Raw genomic sequence first — 14,246 nt, 5'->3', positions numbered from 1 at the left:
TATGCGACTGACGCCCCACGCTGCCTCGTTACAGTCGTTATACAGGGCATAACACGTTGCATTACAGGCCCTCCCATTATGGAACCGCTGCCGCCACCGTACGAACCATACCGGGCTGGATTCGAAACACTGTGCCACGACGCCCGCATTCTTTGGGGTGAGATGACACCCGGCGAGGCGCTTGCGCCGCCAGCGCCCGGGCGCTGGTCGCCTGCGCAGTGCCTGGCGCACCTGAACGCGGCGGCGCGTCCGCTCGTACCGGCGCTGGAGGCGTGCATCTTCAAGGCGCAGCGCTACGGACCGTATGGCGAGCCGCCGTTTCGCTATGGATGGCTGGGCCGCCTCTTCATTGCGTCGGTGGATCCAGAAAGCGCGATCCCTATTCCGGCACCTCCAGCGTTTCGTCCGCTGCCCGAACCAGATCCGCAGGCGGTGCTCGACACGTTTTGCGATTACCAGCGCCGCCTGGCAGTGTGCGTGGCACGCAGTCAAGGGCTCGACTGGGCCCGCGTGCGGGTTGCCTCTCCAGCGCTGCCAGTGCTGTATCTGGGCATCGGCGCATGGTTTGAGGCTACGCTCAACCACGAGCGCCGCCACCTGCAACAAGCGCACCGGGCCCGTGGCGCTGCGCACCATGTCGCGTAACATCGCTTTGCTCTGCCTCCCAACGTACGATTCTTTGTATGGCCGCTCCCCTTGCCGATCCGCGCCTGTTCCCTGATGCCACTGCGCTGGCTGAACGCATCCAGACAGATGATGCGTCGGTACCTGCGGTGCTTGAGATGCACTTGAGGCGTCTTCAGGCCGTTCAGCCCGAACTCAACGCTGCGACCTCGTGCCTCACCGACCACGTTCAGCAGGCGATAGATGCCCCACCCACCGGCCCATGGGCAGGGGTTCCCATCAGCGTGAAGGAAACCTATGGGCTGAAGGGGGAGCCACTTACTGCCGGGTCGAAGCGGGCCCCGACGCTGCACCCGGAAGAAGATGCAGTGCTTGTGCAGCGGATGACAGCGCAGGGCGCGGTGGTGTGTGCGCGGGGTAACATCCCAGAGTTTGCGATGACGCACGAAACCGAAAACCTGCTGTACGGACGCACCCGCAATCCGCTGAATCCGGACCGCGGCCCCGGCGGGTCGAGCGGGGGCGATGCGGCGCTGGTAGCCTCGGGCGCGGTGGCAGTTGGGTTTGGGTCGGATCTGGGGGGCTCAGTGCGCTACCCCGCACACTGCTGCGGCATTGTGGGCTTTAAGCCGGCCTCGGGCGAGATCGACGACACCGGCACCTGGCCACTTATCGATGCGGAGCCGCCCGAGCCGCTACTCGCCGACAGCATGCTGGCGCTGGGTCCGCTGGCGCGCTCGGTCCGCGATGTGCGCACTGCTTACACCTGGACCGCCGACCGCACACTGCCCGACGCGCCGCCGCTCGATTCGCTGCGCCTTATCGCGCCTGCCGACTTTACGATGACCGCTCGCGAGCGCCTCGTTCCGGCAGCGGTTGACTACAGTCGGCGTCAGGTGGAGGACGCGGGGCTCACATCTGCCCGTATGCGGCTGCCCGATGCCGGGACACTCTATCAGGCGTACCTCACGGTGGTCGTGCGCGACTATGCCTCGTTCCTGTACGAGGCGCTCACCACGCGCAACGGCGAGGCGCTGTCGTGGATGCGCGAAGCCTGGCGGCAGATGCGCAACCGTCCGACCGTGCACTGGTATCTGTTTCGGCTGCTGGCGGCGATGCACGCGACGCGCCCGTCGGCCCAGGCCGGGTGGAATGCCGAAGCCGAAATCCGCCAGGCGCGCCGCACCATTCGCACGCAACTGGGCGATGACGGCATCTTGCTGCTGCCCACGAACGGCGCCCTGGCCATGCCGCCCGGCGAAGCGGCCGCCTACATGGCACGTCCCGGCATCCGTGGACTGTTTACACCGACCATCTACCCGAACGTGCTCAACCTGCCTGCGATCTCCATTCCCGCATGGACGCACCAGGACGCCCGCTCGGGGCTCGTCCCCGGCATCCAGCTGATTTCAGCTCCGGGCAACGAGGCCGCGCTCTTCGCTGTAGCAGAAGCCCTCGAAGCGCGTCTGCGTGATGGTCCATAGCGCTGCCCCTTCGCATCCCCCTGTTCCTATTGATGTTTTAGCTACTTCTTATGGTTTCTGATCTGTTTGATGATGAGGCGTGGGCTCCTGTCGACGGCTTTGACCTGACCGATGTGACATACCACCGTGCCCGCCATCAGGGCACCGTGCGCATTGCATTCGACCGGCCCGACTCGCTGAATGCGTTTCGTCCGCAGACGGTGGATGAACTCTACCGCACCCTCGACCACGCGCGCCAGACATCGGATGTAGGCACGGTGCTACTTACGGGCAACGGCCCCTCGCCGAAGCATGGCAAGTGGGCGTTTTCCTCGGGCGGCGATCAGCGCATTCGTGGCAAAGACGGCTACAAGTATGCCGATGACGAGGGCGACACCGACCCTGCACGTTTGGGGCGTCTACACATTCTGGAGGTGCAGCGCCTCATCCGCTTCATGCCGAAGGTGGTGATTGCGGTGGTCCCCGGCTGGGCCGTGGGCGGCGGACACAGCCTACACGTGGTGTGTGACCTCACGCTGGCCAGCGCCGAGCATGCCATTTTTAAGCAGACGGATGCCGATGTAGCCAGCTTCGACGGCGGGTTTGGGTCAGCCTATCTGGCGCGCCAGGTGGGGCAGAAGCGCGCCCGCGAAATCTTTTTCTTAGGACGCAACTACTCGGCTGAAGAGGCGGTGGAGATGGGCATGGCCAACGCGGCGATTCCGCACGAGGACCTCGAATCAACGGCGCTGGAATGGGCCGAAGAGATCAACACGAAGAGTCCGACCGCCATTCGGATGCTGAAGTACGCCTTCAACTCGATTGACGACGGGATGGTGGGGCAGCAGCTCTTTGCGGGCGAGGCCACACGCCTGGCCTATGGCACCGACGAGGCCCAGGAGGGCCGCGACGCCTTCCTCGAAAAGCGCGACCAGGACTACAGCGACTTCCCCTGGCATTACTGATGCGAGCCGCAGCCTCACAACGCACCCGTTTTCCTCAACTTCCTATAGATTCAATCTCTTATGGCTGACACCACGACCACCATCTACGGACGCGAGGTCCCGACGCTGGGACTGGGCACGTACAAAATTACGGGCGACACGTGCCGCGAGAGCGTGGCGCATGCCCTCACAATGGGCTACCGCCACATCGACACCGCGCAGATGTACAAGAACGAGGCCGAGGTGGGCGCAGGCATCGCCGAGGCGCCCGTGGCACGCGAGGACGTCTTTCTGACGACGAAGGTGTGGCACACCAACCTTGCGCCTGCTGACGTAAAGCGCACCACCAAGGAGAGCCTGCGCGCCCTGGGTACCGACTACGTAGACCTGCTGCTCATCCACTGGCCTGCGCATCTCGATGGCGATGTAGATGCGCTGCGTCGCACGCTCGATGCATTTGTGGAGGTGCATGAAGCGGGGCAGGCGCGGCATATTGGCGTGAGCAACTTCTCGCCGAAGCTGCTCGACCAAACCGTGGAGCATTTGCCCGACGAAGCGCCCTTGTTTGCGCATCAGGCCGAGTACCATCCGTTTCTGTCGCAGGAGCCGGTGCTCCAGCACGCTCGCGAGCACGGCTACCTGTTCACCGCGTACCGCCCACTGGCGCGTGGGGCCGTGCTGCAAGACGAACGTCTGCAGGCGGTTGCTAACCGACACGGTAAGAGCGCGGCGCAAGTGACGCTGCGGTGGCTTTTGCAGCAGCCGAACGTATCCGCCATTCCGAAAGCGGCCAGCGCGGCGCACCGTATAAGCAACCTGGATGTGTTCGACTTTTCGCTTAGCAACGACGAGATGACGGCAATTCATAACGTAGCGCGCGGCGAACGTCAGATCGACCCCGCTTTTGCGCCCGCCTGGTCTGAAGGCGCTTGACCGTGCGGTACGCTTTCGCCTTCCTGTGTAATCATGCCCTACATGCCTATGTCTGCTTTCTCCATCCGACGTGCTACCCTAAACGATCTGGATACACTTGTCGCGTTCAATGCGGCAATGGCACAGGAAACCGAAGATAAAACACTCAACGAGGAGACGCTCCAATCAGGTATTCGTGCGCTGCTTCGTGATGAGCAGAAAGGGCGTTACTGGGTGGCGGAGCAAGGTGGCCACGTGGCAGGGGCGCTCATGTGTACCACCGAGTGGAGCGACTGGCGCAACGGCGCATTCTGGTGGATTCAGAGCGTGTACGTGCGTCCAGAAATGCGGCGCCAGGGCGTATTTACAGCGCTGTACGAGCACGTACGCTCAAAAGCGCAGGATGAATCTGGCGTGTGTGGACTGCGCCTGTACGTGGAACGCGAGAACGATTCGGCCCAGTCGACCTATGAGGCGCTGGGCATGGCGCGCACGGCGTATCAGATGTACGAGATAGGAGTATGATCTACTGTTGTGTCACAGGTGATTCATAGGGTAACGCATGGACTCCCACTTTATAGTCATCCAGATCCTGAATCGAGTTCAGGACAGGCAAGGCGCCCCTGGCGCCGCTGATCCGGGATCTTTTGTGGACTTCCATGACAATCACTCGCCTGCGCTACCCAACCATTGACCTGTGACAGAGCACTACTGCCGTGTCACAGATGATTCATGGGGTAACGTATGGACTCCCACATTATAGTCATCCAGATCCTGAATCGAGTTCAGGACAGGCAAGGCGCCCCTGGCGCCGCTGATCCGGGATCTTTTGTGGCTTTCCATGACAATCATTCGCGTGAGCTACCCAACCATTGACGTGTGACAGAGTACTACCGTGGGAGCTTGAGCATCTGTCCGGCCTCAATCTGCTCGTCTTCCTCGACCTGATTGATAATGGCGAGATCGTTGAGCGTCATGCCATCAGGCAGCGCCGAGGTATCCACAAACGATTGGAACGGGCCGCTCCGATCGGTTTCTTGCTGATAAAGCCGCGTAGGCTGCCGGTTGAGTTTGTCGTTTTCGGTAAGGGGGGCAAAGCCTTCGAGCGTGCGCACGAAGGTGTTGCGGTAGTTGTCATACTGTTCGCCGGTTGTAAGGGACTGAAACATGAGGGAGGCGCCTTCATGCTCAAAGAAGTAGGCCAGCACACGCACCGTACCGCCGTTTTGCTGGGCAGCCTCGCCGAGCACGCGCTGTGCCCGGATGCCGTTAAACTGCCGCGTGCCCTGATCGAGCACCTCCAGCCCCTCTTGCGAGGCAAACGACCGGGCAGCCGCCTCGGGCGTATCTTCCTCAGCAAAGGTCAGGCCCATGAGCGCTTCTTCGTTGGGTCCAACAAGCACCACCTGGCGGGCCTGATTCACCACGTCAAAGTTGCTGGGCACCGGGAACTGGAACTCCAGGTCGGGATGGTAGAACGTGTTGTTCTCGGTGAAGCCCTGGCGCGGATTTTCGCCTACCACCAATCCGTCAATGGCCTGTCGATACGCGTTTTCGTTGCGTTCGGTGGCCGATACGTCGGATACGCGGCTGCTCCATTCCGCGGCCAGCTCACGCACGCGTACCTCGCGGTTGCCCGGGTCGGGGTGCGAGGACTGCCAGTTGGGGAGCGATTGGCCGCTCTGATCACGTTGGCGCTTGAGCGACGTAAAGAACGCGCTGCCTTCGGCGGCGTCATATCCGGCCAGGGTTGCGTACTCCACGCCCAGCGCGTCCGATTCCCGCTCATGGCCGCGGCTGTAACTAAGCGAAATAAGCTGGGCGGCGGTCCCCCCCAGATTCAAGATCTGGCTTCCTGCATCATCTCCCAGAACAGACTGCCCCAGCACCGCACCGCCAATGAGTCCGATCTGTGTAAGCTGTTGCCGCGCGGCCCGTTGCGAGGCATGGCGCGCCGCCACATGCCCAATTTCGTGCCCCAGCACCACGGCCAGTTGCGCTTCGTTATTGAGATGCGCCAGGAGTCCGCGCGACACGTAGATGTATCCGGCAGGCAGGGCAAACGCATTCACGATAGGGCTGTCGAGCACGCGAAAGGTGAACTCCGTTTCGCGAAACTGCGCGGGCGTATCGGAACGGCGCATATGGCTCTCGGCGAGCACCTCGCGCGCCACCTCATCCACATACCCCTCAATTTCATCATCGTCGTAGACGCCGTACTGCTGCTGGATCTGCTTATCGGCCTCGCGGCCCAACTCAATCTCTTCCTCCCAGCTATAGCCCAGCGCGCGGGTATTCCCCGTGACCGGGTTCATGCCGCGAGTGCACCCACTGGCCGCAATGGCCAGCACCAGGAAAAGCACAGGCATCCACGTGTGTAAGCGCGCACGACGCCACAGAGCAAAGCGTATTGGATTCGACATGATAGGATCCAGGTTGCGTAGGTAGATTACGAAGCGATTCTTTGTATGTACATAAACCTATTACGTTGACGGCATCGCCGACGATTCCGCCGATTTGACTTGAACGCAAGCCGCCCCGCCGTCTGTATCCACCCGAAGCAGTTGGTGGGCCGCTGTTTCAAATGGGACGGTGGATGTGAAGGGCCCGGCTCGGGTCGCGGTAATAAAGCTCTGCCCAATGGCGTCGGACTGCAAGAGCTGCATGAACACGTCGGTGCGCTCGGTGTCGAGTTTACCAAAGGCGTCGTCGAGCAGCAGCAGTGGGGGGCGCTCCAGCGTATCGCTCAGGTAGAAGTACTGGGCGAGCTTCAGCGCCATCGCAAAGGTGCGATGCTGCCCCTGCGATGCGTAACGCCGCACTTCCAGATCATCGAGACGAAAGATGAGCTCGTCGCGCTGCGGGCCTACGAGTGTAGTGCCGCGCTTGTACTCGTGGTCTTGCTTTTCGTGCAGCCGCTTCCGGAATGCCTCTGCAATGGATTCGGCATCGCCTGGTGCATCGGTCGAGAGATCGGTGAAGGTGTCGTACTCGATAGTCGGCTGCTCGGCCACCGCTTCGATACGCATGTACGCATCTTGCAGGTAATCGGTAAACGTGTGCAGAAAGGTCTGGCGGCGCGCAACCACTTGGCTCCCCAGTTGCACGAGCTTCTGCGTCCACGGCGCCAGCAACGCCTCGGGCGGCGGCGCGGGCTTCTTGCGGTACTGCCGAAGCAGTTCGTTACGCTGCTTGCGCGCGCGGCGGTATTTCATGAGCGTGTTCATGTAGGCCGGATGTGCCTGACTCAAGATGTTGTTCAGGAACCGGCGGCGCTCGTTGGGGCCTTCGGCGGTGAGGGCATGATCTTCGGGCGAGAACACGACCACTGGAAGCTGCCCCACAATGTCGGCCAGGCGATCCAGCGGCGCATCATTTACGAACACCTGCTTACCCTCATGCGGCACGTAGACCAGCTTCACAGTCATGGGACGGCTGCGCACGCCCGTGAACGTGCCCTCCAGCTCAAAGTATGGCGCCTCTTGCCGGACCGCGTACGTGTCGTTCGACGCGACAAAGCTTTTGGTGAGGCACAGGTAGTGGATTGCCTCCAGCGTGTTGGTTTTGCCCACGCCGTTCGCCCCCACCAGCACGTTCACCTTCGGAGCGAACTCCACTTCGGTGTGCTTGTGGGCACGAAAGGATCGAATCCGAAGCGAGTCGAGGGTCATGAGCGGGCGAGAGCCGTGCAAGAAAACGAGACGCCTTAAACGACGCACGCAGCGTCCGGTTTTCGAGGAGATGCGGATGGCACGCCTCTCCTCCAGCAAGATTGACGCAGTCAACTGGACTTTCAGGCGCTACTTTTGTACGTTTTCGTGCAATGTGTTCTCTTGAGGCGGCGCTTCGCATCCACCAGCGGGGCGCAATCCTGGGCATTGCCCGATACCCGGGCCTTCTGGCCCGACGTAACCTCACCCACCATTACTACGCCCATGAGGCATGGGGCGGCGTTAGCTTCCGTCATCGTCTTCGTTCTTGAGGGTATCATCGTCATTATCCGGGTCATCGGGATCTCTGTGCCCGCCGTTGTCTCCTCCATCTGCGTATACGCATCCTCCCAGCGTGGTTACTGCGTTATTCCAGGTATCCATGGTAGACCTCAAGGCATGAAATAATTGTATTCACTAATATGTGTATTATTCGTGAACATGCATTCATTGTTTCATGCAATGCGTCGTCTCTATGCCCATGCGTTGTTTGGGGGCATGCCCTTTATTGTGGTTGTCTGTCTTACGGTATGCGTAGCAGCGCCTTTGTACGGACAGTCTCCCGAGAGCGCCTCATGCGATGACTTATTGGAGCAGAGCGACTCATTATCCACAAGGTCGTTCACCAACGCGTGGTATAGCGAGGCAGATACCATTGCCTCCCGGTTGGATGCGCGCCATGCCATCCTTGAACGCGCAGATCGGCAATGCAGCGGCAACGCAAAAGCTGAAACCATTGCGCAGAAGGCGTATGTGGAGGCGCAACGTCGCGACTTTGCGGCTATGACGTCCACCTTCAGCACCTTCTTCGAACAATACGGACGGGCTCCTGCCGACACGTCTACAATCACGGCAACGGGATTTAGAAGCGTCCACCACTACTACGCGTTCTTGCACTACCACACGGGCGACCTGGCCGAGGCGGCCCAAGGCTACATTCGAGCGCTTGAGGTCACCCCTGAAGAGCATGTTACGCGACGCATCAATCTTACTGAAAACCTGGCGCTGATGTACCAGCGGATGCGCGACCGCGATGCTGCGATGCGTGCCTATCAACGGGCCCTGAATCAGACCGAACAACTGGATTCTGAAACTGACACGTATCGGCGGATACGGGCCGATCTTCTTTCCGGGCTCGCGGGCATGCAGGCTGAACTGGAGGCGGCAGACAACCTGGATGTCTGGCAGTCTGTTGCGGCCAATCTGCGCGAGAGTTTGGACCTTGTCTCCGATCCTGGCACGGCGTTTCAAGCCAACCGCTTGAGTGCCTTGGCAGAAGCACACGCCAATCTGGATGATATCGACACGGCGCTTTCATTGAGCACAGAGGCTCTTGCCGAGGCCCGGGCGGCAGAGTCGGCACGCACGCTGGCGTTCTTGCAACATACGCATGGCAGCTTTCTGATGATGGATGGGCAGTTTGATGCGGCGGAGCCGTACCTGCTGCGCGCCGTTGAGGCGCAGCCCGAACGCCGCTACGAAGACCGCCGCCGCGTTTTACAACGCATCGGAACCCTGTACGAACGGCGTGGCGACCTCGCAGAGGCGGCATCCTACTACCGGCAGGCCATTGAAACTGTTGAAGCCTACCGCTCGGGACTGCGAGCCACCGAGTGGGCGGCGGCTGCGTTCGGCGGCTGGCAGACCGCGTATCGCGGGCTGGCGCGTGTGCAACTGGCCCAAAACAACCCGAAAGGAGCGCTGCAAACATTGGAGCGCACACGGGCACGTCATCTTGCCGATCTGCGCCTGGAAGCCGACGTGGCCCACGCCATGGCCCCCGATCAGCGCGTACGGTACGACAGCCTTACCCAGGTGCTGCAAACCCTGCGTTCTGAACGGAGCCGCACCGATAGTCCGATGCGTGCCATTCAGCTCCGCCGCCAAGAAACCGAGGCGGTCGCTGCGCGCCAGGAACTGCTCAACTTACCCGAAGCCACGACGGCCGCCCTTTCCACCATCCAAGACACCCTGGCCGCTCAAAACCGCGTGGCCATATCGTACATGCTCGATGAGGGAAGCGAGCGCTTCGGACGTCCAGCACAGTCCCACGCCTTCGTCATCACCCCCGACACCGTCCACGCCGTGCCGCTCGACGTCGACGAATCGACCCTGAACGAAAAAATGGCGTCGGTCTCCCCCTGGCTTGCCAGTGGGCAGGAGGACACGCAACCCAACACAGGGGGCATTGGCAGCACCCACGTCGATCTGCATGCGCTGCACGACGTGTACCAGGCCGTCATTGCTCCCGTGGCGCCCCACCTCCCCGAGGACGCCTCGCTCACCGTCATCCCCGACGGAGCGCTCTTTCGGCTTCCGATAGCCATGCTCGTTTCTGAGGCGCCGCAAAGCCGCTACGACTACGCGTCGGCCCGTTTTCTGGTTGACGACTATCCGCTGTCCAGGCAGCTCTCGCTGTCTTCTCTTACCGATGGGTCCGAAACGGAGCGCCGCCCGCTCGATATTGCTGCGTTAGGGCGCTCCGAGTTCGGTGAGGTGATGCTCGACTCGCTCCTGGCCGATGCCGTACGCCCACGCTCACTACGGGGCAGCCGTGGGCGCGCAGACCACCACCTGCCACCGCTGCCCGGAGTAGAGCGCGAGCTTCGGCGCGTCGCTGATCTCTTCCGGAACAGACGCATGCTACTCAACAACGAAGCCACGCCGAATGCACTGAATACCCTGATGGGCAAAACCACCATTCTGCATCTGTCGTCGCATGCGCTCGTAAGCCCCCACATCCCGCTCCAAAACGCGTTCGTGCTTTCGCCCTCCGATACCGTCGATAGCACCGACAGCGGCCTGCTCTACCTGCATCAGCTTCAGGGACAGTTCGCGTCGATTCCACTTGTCAACCTCAGTGGCTGCGAGACCGCACAGGGGGCGTTTCATAAAGGCGAAGGCATGCGCAGCTTGCAGTACGCCTTCCGTGCCGTTGGGGCGCGCGCTACGCTCTCGAACCTGTGGCCGATTGACGACAATGCCGCGGTCACACTCAACGAGGTCTTCTACGATCATGTGCGCAGAGGGATGCCCAAAGACGCCGCCTTGCAGCAGGCCCAGCTTCAGTATCGGCGCATGTACCCCGACCGCAGTCCGTTCTTCTGGGCAGGCACGATGCTGCACGGATCGCCCGCCCCACTCGCAGTTTCAGGGCCGCCTCGCTGGTGGCGCTATGCCGGCGCGCTCGTCCTGTTCGGGATAATCGTGCTCGGGGCATACGAATGGCGACGTCGGACCGCGTAGCCGCCCGTCATCGTTAACGCCGTATCGTCTGCTGTTTGGATTCACCGGCTCTGCCCTGCATGCCTGCTTCTTCCTCCTCGCTCAACGCGTCGCCTTCGGATAATGCGTCGCTCTCCGACGACCTAAAGACACGCGCTACCGAGCAGCGCAATCCGCACTCGCAGCACATCGACACCGCCTCCACGCAAGAGATTCTGGACATCATCAGCACCGAGGACCACCGCGTGCCCATTGCGGTGCGGCGCGAACTGCCGCGCATCGCCCAGGCGGTCGATGCCATTGTCGACGCTTTCGAGGCAGGCGGACGCCTCTTGTACGTGGGCGCAGGCACAAGCGGACGCCTCGGTGTGCTGGATGCGTCGGAGTGCCCGCCCACTTTTGGCACCGACCCGGAGCAGGTGCAGGGCATCATTGCCGGGGGACGCGAGGCGGTCTTTCGCTCGCAAGAAGGCGCGGAAGACGAGCCGGACGACGGTGCACAGGCCCTGCAATCCATCGACTGCACAGCCCGCGATGTCGTCTGCGGCATCGCCGCCAGCGGACGCACACCCTTTGTGGGCGGGGCGCTGGATTATGCCCGCAAGCTGGGCTGCACGACCGTGTACGTGGCCTGCACCCCACCCGCTACCTTGAACGCCGAGGTAGACATTGCCATCTGTCCCATCGTGGGGCCCGAAGTCATCATGGGCTCCACCCGCATGAAAAGCGGCACCGCGCAGAAGATGGTGCTGAACATGCTCACCACCGCCAGCATGATTCGGCGCGGCACCGTCTACGAAAACATGATGGTCGATTTGCAGCGCACCAGCACCAAGCTCGTAGAGCGCGCGCGCCGCACCCTCATGATGGCTGCCGATGCCGACTACGCCACCGCCGAACGCACCCTGCAGGCCGCCGATGGCCACGTCAAAACCGCGCTGGTTATGCTGCTGGGCGAGGTCGATGCCTCTCGGGCCCGGCGCTTGCTGGACGCCTCGGACGGCTTCGCCCGTCCGGCCATCCAAGACGCACTGATTTCGCGGTAACCTGCTGATTTATATCGTTTCACGTGGAACAAAAACGGCCTTCAGCGGCGACAAAGGCCGTTTCGGGTGGGCGTTTGGATCCAAATAATCGCCCTTCTTTAGGACGTGTTTTCCATGATGCAAGCAGGTGATAACAGGGCGGGCGTCTTCGTTTTGGAGTGCATTGCTTGGAGTGCATTGCTTGGGGTGCATTGCTTGGAGTGCATTGCGCGTTCGCGTTGGGCGGGTGCAAGCTGTTGTTTTTTTTGGATGCGACACACATAGCCTGTTGCATCGCTGAATCGCATAACAGAGGTCGTGGGGTTCTCCGCACTCCCTGTCTCGGCTGCACAGCGACCCAGCCCGAGGCGCTACCCATCGCATCTCCAACACCTTTTTTGCGGATGCACACGAATCTCTCAATCCGCGTTTCGGTTGCTGTATCGCACCGTAGCACTACATCGTACCGCAGGCTCCAACCAGCCTGCTTCGCTTCCATACGTCTTGCTGTCTTGTGGCTCTTTCCGATCTCGTTCGTCGCGTTGAAACCGCTCCTGTCCTTAGCGATCTGCGTCCGTGGGTGCGCACCGCCGAATCGGCGGCGGCCCTCAAGGTGAAGCGCGCCGCCGGCTCCCTCTCAGCCATGCTGCTTCACGCGCTGCGCAGCGATCCGGGCCGCCCGCTCTGCTGCGTGGTGCCCACCGAAGACGAAGCCGCGTACGTGCAGAGCGACCTGGAGCACCTTGCGGGCAGCGATCGCGGCATCGTGCGCTTTCCGGCCACGCACCGCACGCCCTACGACACCGGCGCCCTCCGCGATTCGAGTCCGCTCGTGGCCCGCGCCGATGTGATGCAGCAGCTCTCCGACCGCTTCGAGGGCGTGGTTGTAACCAGCGTCGAAGCCCTGAGCGAGCGCGTGCCGCCTGCCTCCGACGTAAGCCACGACACTCTCGCAATCGCTATCGGCGACACGTGGGAGCTCGACGCGCTGGTGGAGCGCCTCATCGACCAGGGCTTTACGCACACCGAGTTCGTGGAGCAGCCCGGCGACCTGGCGCGGCGCGGCGGCATCCTCGATGTGTTTCCGTACTCGGGCGCCCACCCCATCCGCATCGAGTTCTTTGGGGATGAGATCGACAGCCTGCGCGAGTTCGATGTGCAGACCCAACGCTCCGTAAGCCAGCGCACCGAGGTGCGCCTCGTACCCAACCTGGAGCGTGAGTCCGCCGACCGCCAGGCCGTCGCGTTTCTGGAGCACCTCCCCCCCAACACGGTCCTCGCCACATTCGACGAAGACCGGCTCATTGAGGATGCTGAGGCCCTCTTCGACACCGCTATTACGCGCTATCAACAAGCGCTCGACCGGGCCGAGGATGCCCCCGCTGATGCGACGGATGAGACCGACGCCGCCGACCTTCCGCATCCCGAAGACCGATTCCTGACGGCCGACGCCCTGCGCCAGCACCTGCAGCAGTACCCGCGCCTGCTCTTTGGCACGTTCACCCACGGCACCGACCCTGCAGGCACCGAGACGCTCGACGCGGGCGGAGCGCCGCAGCCTTCCTTCAACAGCGAGATGGATCTGCTGCGCGAGCGCCTAACACAGAACAGCGAGCGCGGCCTCGACACGATCATTCTGTGCGATAGCCACGGACAGGCCCGCCGCCTGCGCGACCTGCTCGAAACCGAGATCGACCACGGTCGCGCCCGCCTGCAGGTCGAATCGCTCCACGAAGGGTTCGAGCACGCGGAGCTCGGCCTCGCGGTCTACACCGACCACCAGATCTTTAACCGCTACCACCGCCCCTCCACCAGGCGGCGCCAGCAGCGCACCGGCGGACTCAGTCTGCGCGACATCGAAAACCTCTCGCCCGGCGATTTTGTGGTGCATGTCGACCACGGCATTGGCACCTTTGCCGGGATGAAAAAAATTACCGTGCGCGGCAAGCAGCAAGAGGCCGTGCGCCTCAACTTTGCCGATGGCGACGTGCTCTACGTCAACGTGAACGCCCTCTACAAGCTGAACAAGTACAGCGGCAAAGAGGGGCACCAGCCGCGCCTCACCAAGCTCGGATCGGGCCAGTGGGAGCGCACCAAAGAGCGCACCAAGTCGAAGGTCAAAGACATTGCGCGCGACCTGATCGAGCTCTACGCCAAGCGCAAAGCCTCGAACGGCTACGCGTTTTCGTCGGATACGGTGTGGCAGCAGGAGATGGAGGCCAGCTTCGAGTTCGAGGACACCCCCGACCAGGCGCAGGCCGCCGAAGAGGTGAAGCGCGACATGGAAGACCCCGTGCCCATGGATCGCCTCGTGTGCGGCGATGTGGGCTTTGGCAAGACCGA

Annotated in this window: 11 protein-coding genes; 8 read left to right on the top strand and 3 right to left on the bottom strand. The window is 62.0% G+C overall.

Translation table 11 applies throughout. The features are described from left to right. Window positions 1-78: 78 nt before the first annotated feature. From R6U20_RS05405 to R6U20_RS05385, 5 genes are read left to right on the top strand one after another with little or no spacing between them, the layout of a single operon-like run. Window positions 79-645 (top strand): DinB family protein, encoded by a 567-nt coding sequence (locus R6U20_RS05405; protein ID WP_410336842.1) that lies wholly within the window; start codon window positions 79-81, stop codon window positions 643-645. Window positions 646-683: 38 nt separating this feature from the next. Next, the gene (locus R6U20_RS05400; protein WP_410336841.1) at window positions 684-2,108 is read left to right on the top strand and encodes an amidase; all 1,425 of its coding nucleotides are present in this window, start codon (window positions 684-686) and stop codon (window positions 2,106-2,108) included. Window positions 2,109-2,158: 50 nt separating this feature from the next. After that, entirely contained in the window at window positions 2,159-3,052 is an 894-nt protein-coding gene (locus R6U20_RS05395) for a 1,4-dihydroxy-2-naphthoyl-CoA synthase (protein ID WP_410336840.1), read from the top strand. A gap of 60 nt (window positions 3,053-3,112) precedes the next feature. Then, window positions 3,113-3,964, top strand: coding sequence for an aldo/keto reductase (locus tag R6U20_RS05390; RefSeq protein ID WP_410336839.1), 852 nt, complete (start codon window positions 3,113-3,115; stop codon window positions 3,962-3,964). 48 nt (window positions 3,965-4,012) lie between these two features. Next, on the top strand, window positions 4,013-4,468 hold the full coding sequence (locus R6U20_RS05385) for an N-acetyltransferase family protein (RefSeq protein ID WP_410336838.1): 456 nt from the start codon (window positions 4,013-4,015) through the stop codon (window positions 4,466-4,468). A gap of 365 nt (window positions 4,469-4,833) precedes the next feature. Here the strand turns inward: R6U20_RS05385 and R6U20_RS05380 are convergent, their stop codons facing one another. From R6U20_RS05380 to R6U20_RS05370, 3 genes are all read right to left on the bottom strand, one after another. Continuing rightward, window positions 4,834-6,312, bottom strand: a complete 1,479-nt coding sequence (locus tag R6U20_RS05380) for a M48 family metalloprotease (protein ID WP_410336837.1) — start codon at window positions 6,310-6,312, stop codon at window positions 4,834-4,836. A 114-nt stretch (window positions 6,313-6,426) separates the two neighbouring features. Beyond that, the gene (gene recF / locus R6U20_RS05375) at window positions 6,427-7,614 is read right to left on the bottom strand and encodes a DNA replication/repair protein RecF (RefSeq protein ID WP_410336836.1); all 1,188 of its coding nucleotides are present in this window, start codon (window positions 7,612-7,614) and stop codon (window positions 6,427-6,429) included. Window positions 7,615-7,896: 282 nt separating this feature from the next. Next, on the bottom strand, window positions 7,897-8,037 hold the full coding sequence (locus tag R6U20_RS05370) for a hypothetical protein (protein ID WP_410336835.1): 141 nt from the start codon (window positions 8,035-8,037) through the stop codon (window positions 7,897-7,899). Window positions 8,038-8,115: 78 nt separating this feature from the next. On the opposite strand from R6U20_RS05370, the gene R6U20_RS05365 reads away from it, so the two are divergent. The 3 genes from R6U20_RS05365 to R6U20_RS05355 all read left to right on the top strand — a co-directional run. Beyond that, complete coding sequence (locus R6U20_RS05365; RefSeq protein WP_410336834.1) at window positions 8,116-10,899, top strand: CHAT domain-containing protein; 2,784 nt, start codon at window positions 8,116-8,118, stop codon at window positions 10,897-10,899. A 59-nt stretch (window positions 10,900-10,958) separates the two neighbouring features. After that, window positions 10,959-11,924, top strand: coding sequence for an N-acetylmuramic acid 6-phosphate etherase (gene murQ / locus R6U20_RS05360; protein WP_410336833.1), 966 nt, complete (start codon window positions 10,959-10,961; stop codon window positions 11,922-11,924). 493 nt (window positions 11,925-12,417) lie between these two features. Then, window positions 12,418-14,246: CarD family transcriptional regulator (locus R6U20_RS05355; protein WP_410336832.1), on the top strand; the 1,829-nt coding region annotated here is incomplete at its 3' end.

The organism is Longimonas sp., assembly GCF_046498435.1.
GTDB lineage: Bacteria > Bacteroidota > Rhodothermia > Rhodothermales > Salinibacteraceae > Longimonas.
The sequence above is the reverse complement of the archived record's forward strand: the minus strand, read 5'-3'. Positions and strand labels throughout refer to the sequence as shown.